Genomic DNA, 17,374 nt, shown 5'->3' on the forward strand with positions numbered 1-17,374 from the left:
ATAAGTGAACATTCTCTTTCTCCACAGTACTTCGGATCTGTATGGGTCTGCAAGGATTTTTCTCGAAGTAATCAAAATATACAATTCTTCAGGATTGAATCCAGTGGTGGTGATTTCCGGAGAAGGGCCGCTGGCGGATGCGTTACGTGAAATCAACATAACTGTAAAGATCCGGAACCTGGGGGTTCTCAGACGCAAATACAACTCACCCCTAGGCTTGATGAATAGGTTGAGCAAGATTCTAAAATCCTATTTCTTCCTGAGATCCCTGCACAGGGAATATAAGTTTGACCTGGTTTACAGCAATACTCTTGGAGTCTTAGTCGGTGCCTTTTGGGCTAAAAAAAACAACCTACCCCATATTTGGCACATCCATGAGATTCTGGAAAACCCGGAAATGCTGGTCAGAATCATCTCTAAACTCATGGACAGCTCTACCCCACAACCCATCACTGTGTCTAAATCCGTAGAGGCTTTTTGGCAGCAGAAACTACGTATTGCCCGGCCACTGACCATCCATAACGGTATCCCCTATACTGATTTTCTAGTACCCTATCCAAAGGCTAAATCAGAACTTCATATCCCGGAAGACAGCTTGGTGATCACCATGATTGGCAGGATCAATCCAGGCAAAGGGCAACTGTTTTTTCTTGAACTCGCCAAAAGGCTGTGCATTTCCAATCCACGGTTAAAATTCGTAATGGTGGGTGATGCATATCCAGGCTACGAAGCTATTGGTGAGCAGATCAATGAGTTGATAACACGGCATAAGCTTGATGACAACATTGTCGATCTCGGATTCAGAAAGGACATTCCCCGGGTTCTGGCAGCTACGGATATATTTGTGATGCCCTCAGTGCTCCCCGACTCGCTGCCCACGGTGATTCTGGAAGCAATGGCCTCCGGGTGTCCGGTGGTAGCTACCCGTTCAGGAGGAGCTTCTGAAATGGTAATAGACAATCAAACTGGATATTTAATTCCGATAAACGATCTGGAACAAGGAGAAAATGCGTTAATTAAGTTAATTTTGAACCCAAGGCTTCGGGAGACTTTTGGCGAAGCTGGCAGAAAACGTGCACTGGAGCACTTCAGTTTGGAAAGTTTTAAGGAAAATATCACGGCCCACTTATGGCAACAGGTAAGAAAAAGCTAAAAATAGCCATAATGGGGGCAAAAGGGTATCCTTATGTCTATGGTGGATACGATACCATGATCCGTGAGCTCGGGGAGCGGCTGGTGAAAAAGGGCGTACACGTACGGGTGTATAATCACAGAGCTCTCTTCCCCGTAAAACCGCGCTATGTCAACGGCATAGAATGCATCTACACCATAGCAATAGAATCAAAAAAACTGACCCAACTCTCGCATAGTTTTTTTTCAATGATGCATGCCTGTTTCTCGGATATAGATGTGATCCTGGTCGTAAACAGCGCCAATGGCCCTTTCGGGGCAATAGCAAGGTTTTTTAGGAAAAAAACAGTCATTAACGTGGATGGACTGGAATGGCTAAGACCAAAATGGCATGGAATCGCGTCAAAATATTTCTTCTGGGCCTCAAAGATGGCCACTAAATACTACGATCAGCTGATCAATGATTCGGATGAAATGCAACGGGTCTATAAGGAACTGTTCAACGCTGACTCCAAAGTGATTGCCTATGGGGCTAATCCACAAGCGGATGTCGATTCTGCTCCCATAGAAAAGTGGGGGTTCAAATCCCAAGAGTATTTTCTCATCGTGGGCAGACTTATTCCGGACAACAATGCTGACCTGATTATTCAAGGTTTTTTGGAATCGGACAGCCGTCGAAAACTGGTCATCGTAGGAGATGTGCCCTTTGACGATGATTACGCTATGGTACTTAAGCAAAAAGAAGATGAACGGGTGCTTTTCCTGGGCTATGTCACTGATCCCAATGAATTGGCAGCCTGGTATTCACATTGCTTTGCCTATTTTCATGGTCACGAATACGGAGGCACCAATCCGGCTATGCTGAAAGCACTTGGTTTTGGGTGTGCTATCCTGGCTTTGGACACTCCATTCAATCAGGAAATGTTACAAAATGGAAAACATGGTTGGTATTTCAAGAAAAACACTGCCTCTGTAAAAGACGTCATAGAAGCTGCGGAAAGCAGCACAGAAAGAATGGCCTATTTCAGAAAAACAGCACGTGAAGGGTTGATTCAGCGTTACAATTGGGATTATGTGACGGATCAATACCTAGAGGTTTTCGAACAATTGTCCGGAAAGAAAGTCATGAAAAACCCACCTGAAACCCCTAAATTTGAAAGAGTGGAGCAATAAAAAACGGTAGGCCGCTCTGAACTTTCCTACTAAAAAACTCCTTTTTGTGATATAAACTTTTAACCCTAAAAAATAGATTGACCATGATCAGAAAAGCAACTGCCGTATGGCAAGGAACAGGAAAAAACGGAAAAGGAACACTCACCACACCAAGTACTGTTCTAGACAAAACCCAGTATTCTTTCGGCTCCAGATTTGAAAGCGGAATAGGCACAAATCCTGAAGAATTGATTGCTGCCGCTCACGCTGGATGTTTTGCGATGAAACTGAGTTTCAACCTGCAAGAAGCCGGATACACTGCCGATGAACTGGATGTAACCGCAAATATCACCTTCGAAGAAGGAACACTGAAAAAATCACACTTGGTACTTAAGGCGAAGGTAGAAGGAATAGAGGAAGAAAAGTTTGATGAACTGGTAAAGGATGCGGAGGAAAACTGCCCTATTTCAAGAGTTTTGGACTTGGAAATCAGTGTGGAAAGCACCTTGAACGCTTAAAAACAAGGTTTTAGAATCTGGCATCAAGATGACATAACCAAGAATTTAAGTAGAGCTTGTTGAAAAAATCTCAGGTATGCCAAGCCTGCCTACAGGATCTTTAGGGTCAAGACGGCCGAGTGAAGATGTATGCTTATACGTCGAATGAGGCCAATCTAGAAGATGGCATGGCCGAGACTAGCTAGAAAATCCCGGTTTTGGGATTTTCTGGCCCATATAGCGGCTACGCCCTTTGGAGAATCTCTGAGCCTTGTGGTTATATTAAAACTTTGCCGCCGTTCGTCTGACACGAACGGTTTTTTTGGTCTCGGGGTGATCCCGGATACAAAACAAAGGAAAATTGAATTTCGCTCTTTCAGAGCTAGTGGTTGATTTGTCTATGTTTTTTTACTACTATATTTCGTCCCTTCAGGCCTCTAATCCCTTCATGCGGTGCGTATGTTTTTCTAATATAGAAACGCCACTTTCACTCCACCATACCAATTTCTCTCTGGAGCAGGCTGATAGTATCTTCCGCCAAAGGGATTAAGATCATTACCCAAAGAGTAAACTTCATCAGTCAGGTTGTCCACTCCTGCAAAGGCTTCCAACTCCCACTTGCCAGCAAAGCTTCTAGCCCAGCCGAAACGCATATTCACCAGATTATAAGCATCCTGATAAACGGTATTAGCATCATTCAGCGGGATTTCATCTACGTATTGATGGGTGAAATTCAGATAAAACCCCGGTGAAGTGCGAAGATCCAGTCGGCTCACCAAGGTATTGGGCGAAACCCCTGTGAGATCATTGCCCGAGTAATCGTTGTCCCCTTGCTGGTAATTCTTGAATTTGAAATAATGTCCGGTAAACGCAGTCCCGATTTTAAGATCCCTGACAAACGCTGTCTGGCTTTGGACTAAAGCATAATCAATAGCTGTTTCTATGCCTTTCTGATCTGTGGAACCAGCATTTCTAAAAAGCACAACTCCCTGGGCGTTGGTATATGTGGTGATGGTCTGGTCCAGCTTGAAGTAAAATGCGGTCACATCCAGATTCAGTTTCCCTCTTCCCATTCTATAGCCCACTTCATAATTCAATCCTTTTTCCGCTTCCAAATCTAGATTCAGGCTGCCTTCATTTGTCCGTATTTCGTCGATAGTAGGAGGTGAAAAACCACTGCTGATACTTCCGTAAACTCCGGAGTAGTCATTGAATTGATAATTGAGTGCAAAACGGGGAACTACAACAGGATCAAATCTCCTGGTCTGCAAGCCGATAGCTCCGCCCGACGCATCTATTTGCCGGCCGATCTCCAGGCTGCTGAAATTTTCACTGAGTGCGAAAGTCACCATGAAACTGTCCATCAGATCCCATTCGGCCTGCTGAAACAGAAAGCCTTGCTTGGCACCTAGTTTATCCGCAAAACGTACAGTATCCGCCGATCCGGCTCTATTCCCAAAATTCTGGGCATCTGTCAAGCTGCTTTGATACTCTCCTCCGGCAATAATTCTCAGATCTTTACCTGCAAGGTTACCATCAAAAGTAAATGCCGTCCTTCCCCCATATCCAAATCCCAGTTCTTTTTTATAATCCAAAATGAAGGGGTTTTCAAAATCATTGGTATTGAGGTAGAGCGTTGTAGAGTTTTTGAGTCTTGGGGAAAACCTATATAAATGGCCTATTGAGGCAAAAACTGATTGCTGGGCTATGGAACTGTTTTGGGCTGCAGAACCGGGTCTGGCCAAGGCAGGATCTTCTGCCAGCTGATCGGCATTAAGGGCACCGGGGATTTGATAGTTCAGGTCAGAGATGAGCAATTGGGTTCGGATTTCCTGCTTATCAGATACGTTGAAAAAGCCACCTAGCTGAAAAACCTGCCTTTCCATAGCCGAATGCTCCCTATAACCGTCTGACTTTTGGCTGACATAAGAAGCCTCAAATCCACCATTCCCCACTTGCTGGGAAACCCCGATTTTATAGCGTGTCATTCCAAAGTCACCTAACATAAAATCCGCCGAAACTCTACCTCCTTCCGGACTTGCCGGGCTATATAGGTTTACCGCTCCACCATTTCCTGCTCCATAGATACTTCCCGATGGCCCTTTGATCACTTCAGCAGTTCTGATGTTGGAAAGGTCCAGGAGGTTTAGGGCAGTAGTGCCATCAGGTGAAGTAAACGGCACATCGTTCCAATAAACTTTCACATTTCTAACCCCAAAAGGCGCACGAAGGGAACTGCCTCGGATTGAAATCCTATAACTCGCCGGGGCACGTTCCTCTATACGGATTCCAGGTTTTGTATTGAAGGAACTCACTAGCGAGGTCTCATTGAACCGGTTGAAATCCTGCTCGGAAATTACTGCTATGGAGGCCGATTGCTCAAGAATTCCCCGCTCGGATTCAAAGGCAGAAACAGTGATTTCCGAAAGATTCATGAATTTTCTGGTCATGGAGACTATCTGTTCTTTTCCCGGGCTGAGCTCTTTACTCATAGGTTCATATCCTTCGACCTCAAAGCGAACCAACAATTTCCCCGAGATGGGAATAATTATTTGCCCATTCTGATTACTGCTGGCCATGAATTCTCCGTTGACGCTAGCCCGCACATTTTCCAATGGCTGGCGGCTTTCTGAATCCACGATTTTAAGAGAAACCTGGGCCTGGGCCCAGGTGGAAAACAATAGGCAGAGAAGTGTGAGAGTTTTATTCATGTGGGCAAATTAATGGCTTTCATCTCAAGATCGTAATCTCTTTCCCTCAAAGTTCATTTTTGATCACCATAATCATCAGAGAAATCCCCTTTTAACAAAAAAAACGGTAAACCCTTCGAGAGCCAATTTTTCACAAGATATATTATAAACCCTAGAAGTGATTTCCCTGCCATTATCATATTCCGTTTCCGAAATTCAGGCAAAAGCCCTAATTTACTCGCTAAATCCTTTACAATGAGAAAAACGCTTTGGTTTGCTTTATTGCTTCCCTTTACCTACTGCAGTGAAAAAACCGCACCACCTGCCCCGGTTTTACCTGTGCCTGAAGCTCGTCAGATAGCCTGGCAAGAACTGGAATTTTACGGTTTTGTCCACTTCAATATGAACACGTTCTCCGATAGGGAATGGGGATTTGGGGATGAAAAACCTGAGATGTTCAATCCATCAGATCTACAGCCAAGACAATGGGCACAAGTGGCTTCCGAGGCTGGTATGAAGGGGTTGATCATTACGGCCAAGCATCACGACGGCTTTGTGCTTTGGCCTTCCGCCTATACCGAACATTCTGTCAAGAACAGTCCCTGGAAGGATGGCAAGGGCGATTTGATTAAGGAACTGGCGGAAGCATGTAAGGAATATGGATTGAAGTTTGGCATTTATTATTCTCCTTGGGACAGAAATCACCCAGACTACGGCAAGCCAGAATATATAACTTACATGCGTAACCAGCTGACCGAATTACTCAGCAATTACGGGGATGTTTTCGAGGTTTGGTTTGATGGGGCAAATGGCGGTGATGGATACTATGGAGGAGCAAATGAAACCAGAAAGGTGGACAAGCTTACTTATTATGATTGGCCTAGTACATATAAACTTGTCCGAGATCTACAGCCCGGGGCGGTGATGTTCTCGGACGGAGGGCCAGATGTGAGATGGGTAGGAAATGAACATGGCTTTGCCTACGAAACCACCTGGTCCAATCTGATGCGGGATTCCGTTTACGCAGGGATGCCCGAATACCCGGAAAAATACGCTTCCGGACAGGAAAACGGTACACATTGGGTGCCTGCGGAGGCTGACGTTTCCATACGCCCAGGCTGGTATTATCACAAGTATGAGGATCACAAAGTACGCTCATTGCCGGACTTACTTGAAATCTACTATAAAAGTATAGGAAGAAACAGCTCCCTACTTATCAATTTCCCGGTGGATACACGGGGTCTGATCCATGAAAACGATGTGGAGGCGATCATGAAATTCTCAGAAAAGATCAAGGAAGACTTTGCTGATAATTTGGCTCCACAGGCTAGGGCAACGGCAAACGACGAGAGAGGTGCTGGATATGAAGTGGAAAATGTATTGGATGGTGATTATGAAACCTATTGGACGACTAAAGACGGAGGCAATTCCGGTGAAATCACCTTGGACTTTGGTGATGAGATCACTTTCAATAGACTGCTTTTGCAAGAATATACGCCCCTCGGTCAACGGGTGAAAAGCTTTGTTTTGGAAAAGGAAACGGATGGAAATTGGGAAAAAATCGCCGAAGCCACTACAATAGGTTATAAAAGAATACTTCGCTTTCCGGATGTGAAAACAAGTTCAGTTCGCATTAGGTTTACCGATGGCAAAAACATCCCTGTTATTTCAGAAATCGGGATTTACAATGCCCCAAAACTCCTGCTGCCTCCTATTTTCTCCAGAAACAAAGCGGGGGAAATCACTTTGGAAAGCCCAGAAGAAGGCCTGGAAGTTTATTACACCCTAGATGGATCGAAGCCTTCCAAAGAGAGCAAAAAGTACACTTCACCCTTCCAATCTGAAAATCCCGCTGCACTTCAAGCCATTTCTCTAAATCCCGCCACTGGCAAAATAAGTGAAGCTATCACTGTGGAAGTAGATTTGGCAAAAACTAAATGGACTTCTCCACAGGGCGAAAAGCTCATAGATGAGAACCCCCAGACCTACGTAGCCAGCAAGGACAATAGTGTCACCATCAATCTGGGCGAGGAAGTTGCACTCCGGGGATTTACATACTTACCTATGCAGGCACGCTATCCAAGTGGCTTTATCACCAATTATGTTCTTGAAGTGAGTAGTGATGGGAAAAACTTCCGGCAGGTAGCGTCGGGCGAATTCTCCAACATCGTCAATAGCCCTATAGAGCAGATAATCAAATTTGACGAAGTCAAAGCCAAATTCATCCGGCTGAAAGCAAGTAAAACGGCGGATGGCAATAAGGCAACATTTGCTGAAGTGGGCGTTCTTACCAGATAGTTATTGTGGTGATGTGTGTGTGGTCCTCGCTTATATTGCCTCTAGGGTTTTACTCCTTATTAGCTTCCTGTATTGGAAAAGAAAGTGAGTAATCCTTTGAAATATAAACAGGCTTAACTGCATCTAATTATTGTGGAGCATTTCTGCATTTAATCCAGAAATGCATTATAAAATCATCCTATAGTAGTAGACGAATTGCTCCCAGTTCATAGGGAATGTCAGGCTCTTATTTTGATAAGTCGGTCAAAAAATGATGGCAAATAACTGGCATAATGGGTACATTGAGCGCTCTAATCAAATAACCCAACTCTAAACCTATGAACAGACGAATTGCGCTCAGGCATTTGGCGCTGATATCTGGAGGACTTGCACTCATTCCTTCCTGTGATTTCAGCACAGATGATATCCTGGAGGCCTATGAAAACCTGAAAATCACCAATACCCAAAAACAACTTTTGGGAGAAATATCAAACACCATTATCCCCGCTGGGGAGCTGAAAGGAGCTCTGGATCTGGAAGTACCGGATTTTATTCTCGTTATGGTTAATGACTGCCTGAAAAGAGAAGATCAGGAGCTTTTCACCCAAGGATTAGCGGCATTTCCGGACTATGCCAAGAAATCAGGAGGCAGTAATTTTGATAAGCTGGATTCTAAGGAGAAAGAAGATCTTATTCAGCAAGGCCTAGCGCTTGAGGAAGAAAAAGATAAAGCCCTTTCCTTTTTTCTAAACACCACCAAGCGGCTTACTATGCAGGGTTATATGGCTTCAGAATATATTCAGACTGAGGTAATTCCCTATTCTCTAATTCCAGGCACTTACAATGGAGCTGTGCTGATTTCTGATATTCAAAAACCTAAAATTAATGGCTAATCTCAATATCCGTAGCAAACAAGAAAGAACCTACCAAGCTATAGTAATTGGTTCGGGAGCAAGTGGAGGATGGGCAGCCAAGGAATTCGGCGATCTGGGAGTGAAGACACTTGTATTAGAACGGGGCAGAAATGTAGAGCACGTCAAGGATTATCCAACCACGAATATGCTACCCTATGAATTTAAACATAGAGGTAAGCTGCCACAAAATGTATTGGACGAAAACCCGATTGTAGCCAAGTGCTATGCTTTTGGTGAAGACTCCGAGCATTTTTTTGTAAAAGATGCAGAACAGCCATATGTGCAGGAAAAGCCCTTTGACTGGATCCGAGGCTATCAGGTAGGCGGTAAATCATTGCTCTGGGCAAGGCAGGTACAGCGTTGGTCAGATTATGATTTCGAAGGTCCAGCCCGGGATGGATTTGCAGTGGACTGGCCGATCAGATATAAGGACATTGCTCCATGGTACAGCCACGTAGAGAAATTTGCCGGGGTATCCGGGAATAAGGATGGATTGGATGTGCTTCCAGATGGAGAATTTCTCCCAGGTTATGATCTAAATATTGTGGAAAAGCATTTTGCCCAAAAGCTGAAAGAAACCTATGGCGGCGACCGCCACATGATCTCAGCCAGATGTGCACATATCAATGGCCCGCATGAACAGTTTACAGCGCAAGGCCGGGCTTTTTGCCAAAACAGAAACTTATGCCAGCGGGGATGTCCCTTTGGAGGATACTTCAGCAGCAATGCATCTACTATTCCATGGGCATTAAAAAGTGGAAATGTCACCCTAAGACCGGACGCAGTAGTGCATTCCATTATTTATGATGATGAAGTAGGTAAAGCCACCGGTGTAAGAGTAATCGATGCACATACCAAGGAAATGGAAGAGTTCTACGCTGATGTTATTTTTGTCAATGCCGCTGCGACCAATTCCAACGCCATCTTGATGAATTCTACTTCTTCTCGATTCCCAAATGGACTTGGAAATGACAGCGGGGTATTGGGCAAATACTTTGCGTTCCATAATTATAGAGCCGGGGTAAGCGCTTCTTATGATGGGTTTATGGAATACACCACTACCGGAGGAAGGCCGACAAGTGGCTATATTCCACGATTCAGAAATGTGAAAAAACAGGAAACTGATTTTCTACGAGGGTATGCTGGAGGTTTCAGTGCCTACCGGGGTGGAGGATATGTTGCAGATGCCCGAGTAGGCATGGAATTGAAAAACAACATGCTGAACCCTACCCCGCCGGATGGCCCCTGGAGGGTAGGTTCTCATATGATGGGGGAGACTATTCCTAAAGAGTCAAATTACATAGCCTTGGACAAAGATAAACTTGACCCCTATGGGCTTCCTACCATAAAATTCGATGTGTCCTATGACGACAATGATGAAAAAATGATCCTTGACTATCAGGAGCAGATTTCTGAGATGTTTGAGAAAGCCGGATTTACTGATATTTCAGTTCGTGACGACCACCGGGTTCCCGGGCTCGATATCCATGAAATGGGAGGAGTGCGTATGGGAAAAGACCCCAAAACCTCTATGCTAAATGGAAATCACCAACTTCATGCAGTCCCAAATGTCTATGTGACTGACGGAGCATGTATGACCTCCACAGCTACACAAAACCCTACCTTGACCTATATGGCCTTTGCCGCTAGAGCCGCTCACCATGCGGTAAGAGAAAGCAAAAAAGGATAGGTTAATATACAGCGGAGTGAGCCAAAACTCTTGAGAAAAATCTTTCCTAAGGGTTTTAATGAGCACCCTGCTTAATAAACCAGCTGATTGTCAACGTATTTTCCTATTTATTCCACAATACGTGTATTAAAATCCCGGGAAATGAACAATTTCTGTATTAATCCGTGTTAAAAATCAGGTTAATAAACCAGCCCAACATATTATGAAGATAGGTATTGTTTGCTACCCGACCTTCGGTGGTAGTGGAGTAGTAGCGACAGAACTCGGTAAAGGTCTTGCTAAAAACGGTCATGAAGTACACTTCATTACTTATAAGCAACCTACCCGATTGGACTTTTTCAGCGAAAATCTTTTTTATCATGAAGTGGACATAAAAAGTTACCCGCTATTTGAGCATGCGCCTTATGAACTGGCTCTGGCGAGTAAAATGGTGAGTGTGGTCAAGTATGAGCAATTGGATCTCCTCCATGTCCATTACGCCATTCCTCATGCTTCAGCGGCATATATGGCCAAACAGATCCTGAAAACTGAAGGGATCCACATACCTGTGGTGACCACTCTTCATGGAACAGACATTACCTTGGTGGGCAAAGACCCCAGCTATGAGCCTGTAGTGACTTTCAGCATCAATCAATCGGACGGTGTCACCGCAGTCTCCCAAGACCTTAGAAAAGAAACCTTTGCCTTTTTTGATATACAGCGTGAAATCGAAGTCATTCCCAATTTCATAGATCTGGAGCGGTTTAAGCGTCAGAAAAAGGAGCATTTCAAGCTTGCCATCTGCCCAAACGGTGAGAAGCTTTTGGTGCATACTTCCAACTTCAGGAAAGTAAAGCGGGTAGAAGATGTAATCCGTGTATTCTATGAAGTCAGAAAAGAAATCCCCGCAAAATTGCTTTTGGTGGGCGATGGGCCGGAGCGGGATAAAATGGAGAGGCTGTCTAGAGAACTGGGAACCTGTGATGATGTCCGTTTTCTGGGCAAACTGGATGCTGTGGAAGAAGTACTCTCAGTTGCGGATCTATTTTTGATGCCTTCTGAGAAAGAAAGTTTTGGATTGGCCGCATTGGAAGCGATGGCCTGCGAGGTACCTATTCTGTCCTCGGATGCGGGTGGCATCCCAGAGCTTAACATAGACGGCGTGACCGGATATGTGTGTCAGATAGGTGACATACAGCGTATGAAGGAAAAAGCACTTTATATATTGGATGAAGCCAATCTGCCGAAATTCAAAACAAATGCACTGGAAAGAGCTAAGGAGTTTGATATTTCGGAGATTTTACCACTTTATGTATCTTATTATCAAAAGACTATTGAATCTACTATGGCACAGATTTGATCCTTGCCTGATTATTGTCATTAAATTCACAGAGACAAAACACAGTTTTGGATTATCTTTGTAAAATAATGCCGGATCAGAGCCGGAAGATGAAATAGAGTTTTATTAAGTAGCTTAGGAATCGACACGGTTAAAAAAACATCATTAAAACTTAGGGGATAGTGATTTTTTTTAATTCTCAAAGATTCATAAGGCCTATAAAAGACAAATTATAATCATATGAAATCGAGCATGTCGAAAACGGCACACACTGGGATGATTATCCCACATGCGAGATTCCATGTGGCCTTTAAAAACAAATTATAATCACATGAAAAAGATTGGAAGATTGGATAAGCCGGACAATTTTGGCACAGCCCAAATGTTCTCCAACCCTATTCTGGAAAGAATTACGCGCACCCCTATCTGGATGCCTATCGCAATGTTTATTATTTTGGGATGCACTTCGGTATATTTTGGGATACAAAAAACTGACGTAGGTGTTGGGACTGCTATTTTGTTGTTTGTAACGGGATATATAGGTTTCACCTTTGTGGAATACATGATGCATAAGCACTTTTTCCACATGGAGCCCAATACTCCCATCAAAGATAAACTACAATATACTGTGCATGGGGTACACCATGATTATCCTAAGGATAAAGACAGACTGGCCATGCCTCCATTTGTGAGTGCAGCCTATGCCGCTATTCTCTATTTGATCTTTAAACTGATCATGGGAGATTTGGCCTTTTATTTCCTTCCTGGGTTTCTGTTTGGCTATGCACTGTACCTGGGAATCCACTACTTGGTGCATGCTTTACAGCCTCCTAAGAACTTCATGAAGGTTCTTTGGATCCATCATGCCATCCACCACTATAAGGATCCTGACGTAGCGTTTGGTGTCAGTACGCCACTGTGGGACTACATACTTGGCACGGTGCCAAAAAGAGATTGATAAATTGACCTCCTGGAATTCAGGAGGTTTTTTTCTGGTATTCAAGTCGAGAGAAGGAAGTGAATGTGGACATTCAAGTACAAATAATAAAGAAATGCAGGTATCAATTATAGGTTTAGGGTGGATTGGCTTGCCCCTGGCAAGACTACTTCAGGAAGATGGGTACGAAGTAGTGGGTAGCACCACCACTGCGGATAAACAAGCAGACCTAAAGCAGCAAGGAATCAATGCTATCCATTTTTCTTTAGTGCCATTTCCACAGGGAAAAGGATTTCAGGAACTGTTTTCTTGTGAAGTGCTGGTCATCAATATCCCACCCCGCAGTAGAACTACAGACGGTAGCTTCTATCTGGAGCAGCTCAAATTTCTCCAAAGCATGGTGGAGCAGTCTGGAATCCAAAAAGTGATCTTTGTGTCCAGTACAGGGGTATATCCTGAAGTAGCCCGTGATGAAGCATATCGGGAAGATGATTTGGTAACTGGGGAAAACACCGGAAATATCACACAATTTAAAGGAGAAGAAATATTCCGTGGATTAAAAAACCTGACAATTGTCCGTTTTGGAGGGCTGCTGGGGGATAACAGGATACCTGGAAAGTATGTGGCGGGAAAAGAAGGCGTGACGGGGCATACCCGAGTAAATTTCATTTATAGGAATGATGCAGCCAGACTACTCCATTGGGTTATTAAAAAGGAGCTGTGGAATGAGACGTTCAATGGGGTAGCGCCTATCCATACCCTCAGAAAGGATGTTTACGAAAAGAACACTGCAGACCTAGGCCTCCTACCGCCGACAAGCTATGTACCTGTTAAAGAGGAAAAAAACCGCTTGGTTTCGGGGGATAAAATCTGTCAATCAGGTTTTCGCTTTGACTTTCCAGATCCACTGGATTTCCCTTATTCTCTGGCAGAATCAATGTAATTTGGATCCATTTGGTACAGGTTTTTCCATGGTCGCAAGTACAATTCCCCCCTCTTTGGATTCGAATCCAGTAATCAAAATCTCAGACATAAAATCCGCAATCTGACGGGGAGCAAAATTACATACGCATATAACTTGCCTACCGATTAACTCCTCGGGTTGATAAAGTACAGTAAGCTGTGCAGAGGACTTTTTCACCCCTAAAGCTTCTCCCAGATCCACCCAAATTTTATAGGCAGGTTTACGGGCTTTTTCGAACGGTTCGGCCTTTATTATTGTCCCCGCACGCAATTCTATTTTGTCGAAATCTTTGTAATCAATCGTTTGCATAGAAAATTTTTTTCTTAATTTTAGGAATCTTTTACAAAACCCTATCGTAAAAGATTAAAGGTATTCTATTTCTACCATGATTTCACAAACTAGCTTTTCTTTTAGAAAACTCACTGTTTTCAGCATCGCTGTCCTTGGCTTTTGTCTATGGGCGGGAAATTCTATGGCTCAGAGCGAACACGAAGAATCTGAAATGGAACAAGAATTGCCCTCAGACAAGCCTTTCATAGAAGGTTCCTCTGATTTTCATGATGTACCAAACCAAGATCTCACCGCCGCGGGAAGTACTACAGTGGCACCATCAGCTAAACCTACCCCCCAGAAAAAGGTGCCCCAGGTAGCAGGCGAAGGAAAAAAGCCTGAGCCGAATACTTCGACACTGTCTTTTAATATTTTCCTCTACATCGTGGATAAGTTCAAAGCAGACTAAGTGAGCGCATAATCAAAAATAAAAAAAGAGAGGGCACGTACCTCTCTTTTTTTGGTCAAGCTTCTGCCAAAAATTTCTTCAAATCACTAAGGCTGATCATCCCTTCGTAATAGGCTCTGCCAAAAACCGAGGCAGATACGCCCATATCTTTTAACCTCCGGAAATCATCAATTCCCCTGACACCGCCGCTTGCTGCCAAGTTGATATCAGGGAATTTATCCCTGATAGACTGGAATAATGTAAAATTGGGTCCTTCCATAACCCCATCTCTTGAGATATCTGAACATTTAAGGTATTTCAATCCCCGTTGATAGAAGAAGTCAATATGGTCAAACAGGTCAATTTCTGTTTTTTTAAGCCATCCTTTTATTTTTATTTTATTGTCAACGGGATTGATATCGGCAGCTAGATTGATTTTCTCACGACCATAAGAAAGTAAAAACTGTGCAAATCGCTCCGGATGATTGGCCGCTACAGAACTTGCAGTAACTGTAGCCGCGCCGAATTCAAAGCATTTGATCACATCGCCATCCGTAGATACCCCCCCGGTAAAATCCACTTTCAGCTCGGTGTAACCGGTGATGGTCTCCAATATATGATAGTTTTTTGGCTCTCCTCTGCGCGCGCCATCCAGATCTACCAGATGCAGTCGTTGAATTCCTATGGATTCAAAAGCCTGGGCAATTTCCAATGGGTTATTGGAAATCACTTCCTCCGTAGCAAAATCACCTCTTTTTAGTCGGACACATTTGCCATTGATCAGCCAGATAGAAGGAATAATTTCAAACATCACTTAATTTCTTGTTAAATATTTTGACTTGTGCTTCAGCTCGAAGAAAATACCCAGTATCTCGTCAAAGCTTTACCAATATGCAAATCTTTTGCTAAACTGACTACTTTTAATGGCGGGTAAAAGTGCCAACATAGTAATTTCAATACTTCAATTTAGCTATTTTCCCTTTAGTTCCAGATGCCCAGACAGCCCCACCTGCATGGCCTAGCATCACTGCATGGAATCCTTCTTCTGAAAAGGGTTGCCAGGTGATGCCGCCATCCTTGGAGAAATCCGAGCCCGAAGGCCCCACAGCGATCAGCCATTTTTGCTGCGGAAAGTAAACGGTACCGGATCGATATCCTCCCGGTCCCGCCTGGGGTTTTGTCCATTCCTTTTTGTCTAAAACAAATATACCTGAATTACCTTCCTGTAGCTCTTCCTGAAGGTAATCTCCTCCTACTGCCACAATTTCCCCATTTCCCATGCTTGTAATGGAAAATATACCTTGGGAGGATTCTCCTTGGATAAGAGGTGCTCTGAATTTTTCCCAAGTAGTGCCCATATCATTGGAATAATGAAGATTTGACTCCTTGCCTCCTGTTGCAAGCCAGAGTTGACTACCTATAGCCAATAGTGAGGTTGCGCTGGCCGCAAAAGCCGCCTCCCCTTCCACGGCTCCGGGAAGGGAATCCAAAGGATACCAGCTTTCCCCTTGATTTACAGTCTGGAGAATTGTCCACTTTCCTTCAAAAGGATCACCAATGACAAATCCGTGGTTTTGGGAAGAAAAGCTGATGCCATCCAAAAAAGCAAATTCATTCTCCTGGTGCTTCAGCTTCCAAGTCTTTCCACCATCGGCCGTCTTGTAAATCACCGCAGGTTGTCCCGCAGAAACAGCTACGGCTGTGAGCGCATCAAAAGCATGTATGGATCTAAAATCTACTGTATCCAATCCGTTTATGACTCCGTGGTCCCAGCTTTTACCGGCGTCAATAGTCCGAAGCCAGGTTCCATTGCTTCCACTTGCCCAAACGATTTCATCTGTCAATGGGGACAATCCCCTAAGAGAGGCAGCTACAGGAGTTTCCAGAATTTCCCAGCCAAGTGGTTTTTCGGAGAGGCTCTCCTCGGATTTTTTGCAGGAAAAAAGCGCTACCAATACTGATAGCGCCAAAAGTTTACTTTTGAACATATTATATATACTTAGTGATTATCCGCAATGATGCCAGTAGCCATATTTTCTTTGCTTTATTAGATGCTTGCCTGCCGATAGACGGGGAAGACAGGAGACAGAAGAGACCTTGGCGCTAGTGTTTTCCGAATCCTATGATGCTTTTATTTTTTTACAGGCAGAAAAGCGGATATACTTATACTTAAATCAAACTATGTCAACTTTTCTATAAGCCTGGATCAATGCTTTTTCCCCATCTATTCCAGGGGAGGCGTTTCCATGCTCCATTCCCATGACGCCCTTGAAGCCTTTTTCATGGATGTATTTGAATACATTGCTATAATTGATTTCTCCTGTTCCAGGTTCCTTTCTCCCCGGGTTATCGCCGATTTGTATATAGGCTATCTCTTCCCAGGTTTTTTCCATGGTGGCAATCAGGTTTCCCTCGTTGCGCTGCATGTGATAGATGTCGTAAAGGATCTTGCAGGCTGGGCTATCTACTGCCTTGCAGATCATGTACGACTGATCCGCATGACGAAGGAAAAGATCCGGATTGTCGCTTAGCGGCTCCATAACCATGACTAGCCCTTCTTTCTCCAGTATTTCCGCTCCGCGCTTATAAGCTTCAATCACATTTCCGGTCTGCACTCCCATGGGAAGATTTCTCTCGAAATATCCGGGAACCACGGTCATCCATTTTGCCCCGACACGCTTGGCTACTTCCACGGATTTTTTGCAGGTGTCCACAAAAAGGTCTTCATGCTCTTTCTTGCCAGTAGTGAGGGAGGTTTTCCAATTTTCTCCTCCATCGATGACAAACACGCCCATTCTCATTCCCAAAGACTCAAGGGTTTTGCCGATGAGAGTCTGTTCTTCAACAGATCTTCCGAGCATACCATTGTCCTCCAACGACCTAAACCCCTGATCTGCCATAAACTTCAGCTCATCCACAATCCCACCTGGAGCGGAATTCCTGAACATTCCGAAATGCGGCGCAAAATCCATGTTAAAGGTAGGTTCAGCTTTGCCTGCTGCAAAAGAAGGCATGCTCATAGCTCCTGAAACTCCCAATAGGGTGCTTCCTAAGCCAATTTTCTTGATAAATCCTCTTCTCTCCAT

At 44.1% G+C, this 17,374-nt stretch carries 15 protein-coding genes; 10 read left to right on the top strand and 5 right to left on the bottom strand.

Annotated features, from left to right (window positions below; translation table 11 throughout):
* The first annotated feature begins 4 nt into the window (after nt 1-4).
* The 3 genes from LZF95_RS14940 (at nt 5) to LZF95_RS14950 (ending at nt 2,801) form a co-directional block, all read left to right on the top strand.
* Nucleotides 5-1,153, top strand: coding sequence for a glycosyltransferase family 4 protein (locus LZF95_RS14940; RefSeq protein ID WP_233755900.1), 1,149 nt, complete (start codon nt 5-7; stop codon nt 1,151-1,153).
* Entirely contained in the window at nt 1,129-2,304 is a 1,176-nt protein-coding gene (locus LZF95_RS14945; protein WP_233755901.1) for a glycosyltransferase, read from the top strand. The genes LZF95_RS14940 and LZF95_RS14945 overlap by 25 nt, the downstream gene beginning before the upstream one ends.
* A gap of 83 nt (nt 2,305-2,387) precedes the next feature.
* A complete protein-coding gene (locus LZF95_RS14950; protein WP_233755902.1) occupies nt 2,388-2,801 on the top strand; it encodes an OsmC family protein in 414 nt (137 codons plus the stop codon).
* 446 nt (nt 2,802-3,247) lie between these two features.
* On the opposite strand, the gene LZF95_RS14955 is transcribed toward LZF95_RS14950, so the two are convergent.
* Nucleotides 3,248-5,491, bottom strand: a complete 2,244-nt coding sequence (locus LZF95_RS14955) for a TonB-dependent receptor (protein WP_233755903.1) — start codon at nt 5,489-5,491, stop codon at nt 3,248-3,250.
* A 234-nt stretch (nt 5,492-5,725) separates the two neighbouring features.
* On the opposite strand from LZF95_RS14955, the gene LZF95_RS14960 reads away from it, so the two are divergent.
* The 6 genes from LZF95_RS14960 to LZF95_RS14985 all read left to right on the top strand — a co-directional run bounded on the left by LZF95_RS14960 (nt 5,726) and on the right by LZF95_RS14985 (nt 13,549).
* Entirely contained in the window at nt 5,726-7,768 is a 2,043-nt protein-coding gene (locus LZF95_RS14960; RefSeq protein ID WP_233755904.1) for an alpha-L-fucosidase, read from the top strand.
* A gap of 317 nt (nt 7,769-8,085) precedes the next feature.
* On the top strand, nt 8,086-8,640 hold the full coding sequence (locus tag LZF95_RS14965; RefSeq protein ID WP_233755905.1) for a gluconate 2-dehydrogenase subunit 3 family protein: 555 nt from the start codon (nt 8,086-8,088) through the stop codon (nt 8,638-8,640).
* Nucleotides 8,633-10,351: a GMC oxidoreductase gene (locus LZF95_RS14970; protein WP_233755906.1), complete on the top strand. Its 1,719-nt coding sequence runs from the start codon at nt 8,633-8,635 to the stop codon at nt 10,349-10,351. The genes LZF95_RS14965 and LZF95_RS14970 overlap by 8 nt, the downstream gene beginning before the upstream one ends.
* Before the next feature lie 202 nt (nt 10,352-10,553).
* The gene (gene bshA, locus LZF95_RS14975; protein WP_233755907.1) at nt 10,554-11,690 is read left to right on the top strand and encodes an N-acetyl-alpha-D-glucosaminyl L-malate synthase BshA; all 1,137 of its coding nucleotides are present in this window, start codon (nt 10,554-10,556) and stop codon (nt 11,688-11,690) included.
* 310 nt (nt 11,691-12,000) lie between these two features.
* Complete coding sequence (locus tag LZF95_RS14980) at nt 12,001-12,627, top strand: sterol desaturase family protein (RefSeq protein WP_233755908.1); 627 nt, start codon at nt 12,001-12,003, stop codon at nt 12,625-12,627.
* 94 nt (nt 12,628-12,721) lie between these two features.
* A complete protein-coding gene (locus LZF95_RS14985; RefSeq protein WP_233755909.1) occupies nt 12,722-13,549 on the top strand; it encodes an NAD(P)-binding domain-containing protein in 828 nt (275 codons plus the stop codon).
* Here the strand turns inward: LZF95_RS14985 and LZF95_RS14990 are convergent.
* The gene (locus LZF95_RS14990; RefSeq protein ID WP_233755910.1) at nt 13,541-13,879 is read right to left on the bottom strand and encodes a tRNA-binding protein; all 339 of its coding nucleotides are present in this window, start codon (nt 13,877-13,879) and stop codon (nt 13,541-13,543) included. The two genes, LZF95_RS14985 and LZF95_RS14990, sit on opposite strands and share 9 nt — an antisense overlap.
* A gap of 76 nt (nt 13,880-13,955) precedes the next feature.
* Between LZF95_RS14990 and LZF95_RS14995 the strand changes: the two genes are divergently transcribed.
* Nucleotides 13,956-14,309, top strand: a complete 354-nt coding sequence (locus LZF95_RS14995; RefSeq protein WP_233755911.1) for a hypothetical protein — start codon at nt 13,956-13,958, stop codon at nt 14,307-14,309.
* Nucleotides 14,310-14,364: 55 nt separating this feature from the next.
* Here LZF95_RS14995 and LZF95_RS15000 read toward each other — a convergent pair whose 3' ends face one another.
* From LZF95_RS15000 to LZF95_RS15010, 3 genes are all read right to left on the bottom strand, one after another.
* Nucleotides 14,365-15,099 (bottom strand): HisA/HisF-related TIM barrel protein, encoded by a 735-nt coding sequence (locus LZF95_RS15000; RefSeq protein WP_233755912.1) that lies wholly within the window; start codon nt 15,097-15,099, stop codon nt 14,365-14,367.
* Nucleotides 15,100-15,241: 142 nt separating this feature from the next.
* Nucleotides 15,242-16,276, bottom strand: coding sequence for a YCF48-related protein (locus LZF95_RS15005; protein ID WP_233755913.1), 1,035 nt, complete (start codon nt 16,274-16,276; stop codon nt 15,242-15,244).
* 186 nt (nt 16,277-16,462) lie between these two features.
* A complete protein-coding gene (locus tag LZF95_RS15010; RefSeq protein WP_233755914.1) occupies nt 16,463-17,374 on the bottom strand; it encodes a hydroxypyruvate isomerase family protein in 912 nt (303 codons plus the stop codon).

Source organism: Algoriphagus sp. AGSA1 (genome assembly GCF_021390545.1).
Classification (GTDB): Bacteria; Bacteroidota; Bacteroidia; order Cytophagales; family Cyclobacteriaceae; genus Algoriphagus.

Bases quoted from the DNA above. Each gene is read 5' to 3' on its own strand.
- LZF95_RS14945 (WP_233755901.1), top strand. From the start codon at position 1,129: ATGGCAACAGGTAAGAAAAAGCTAAAAATAGCCATAATGGGGGCAAAA.
- LZF95_RS14950 (WP_233755902.1), top strand. From the start codon at position 2,388: ATGATCAGAAAAGCAACTGCCGTATGGCAAGGAACAGGAAAAAACGGA.
- LZF95_RS14955 (WP_233755903.1), bottom strand. From the start codon at position 5,491: ATGAATAAAACTCTCACACTTCTCTGCCTATTGTTTTCCACCTGGGCC.
- LZF95_RS14960 (WP_233755904.1), top strand. From the start codon at position 5,726: ATGAGAAAAACGCTTTGGTTTGCTTTATTGCTTCCCTTTACCTACTGC.
- LZF95_RS14965 (WP_233755905.1), top strand. From the start codon at position 8,086: ATGAACAGACGAATTGCGCTCAGGCATTTGGCGCTGATATCTGGAGGA.
- LZF95_RS14970 (WP_233755906.1), top strand. From the start codon at position 8,633: ATGGCTAATCTCAATATCCGTAGCAAACAAGAAAGAACCTACCAAGCT.
- bshA (WP_233755907.1), top strand. From the start codon at position 10,554: ATGAAGATAGGTATTGTTTGCTACCCGACCTTCGGTGGTAGTGGAGTA.
- LZF95_RS14980 (WP_233755908.1), top strand. From the start codon at position 12,001: ATGAAAAAGATTGGAAGATTGGATAAGCCGGACAATTTTGGCACAGCC.
- LZF95_RS14985 (WP_233755909.1), top strand. From the start codon at position 12,722: ATGCAGGTATCAATTATAGGTTTAGGGTGGATTGGCTTGCCCCTGGCA.
- LZF95_RS14990 (WP_233755910.1), bottom strand. From the start codon at position 13,879: ATGCAAACGATTGATTACAAAGATTTCGACAAAATAGAATTGCGTGCG.
- LZF95_RS14995 (WP_233755911.1), top strand. From the start codon at position 13,956: ATGATTTCACAAACTAGCTTTTCTTTTAGAAAACTCACTGTTTTCAGC.
- LZF95_RS15000 (WP_233755912.1), bottom strand. From the start codon at position 15,099: ATGTTTGAAATTATTCCTTCTATCTGGCTGATCAATGGCAAATGTGTC.
- LZF95_RS15005 (WP_233755913.1), bottom strand. From the start codon at position 16,276: ATGTTCAAAAGTAAACTTTTGGCGCTATCAGTATTGGTAGCGCTTTTT.
- LZF95_RS15010 (WP_233755914.1), bottom strand. From the start codon at position 17,374: ATGGAGAGAAGAGGATTTATCAAGAAAATTGGCTTAGGAAGCACCCTA.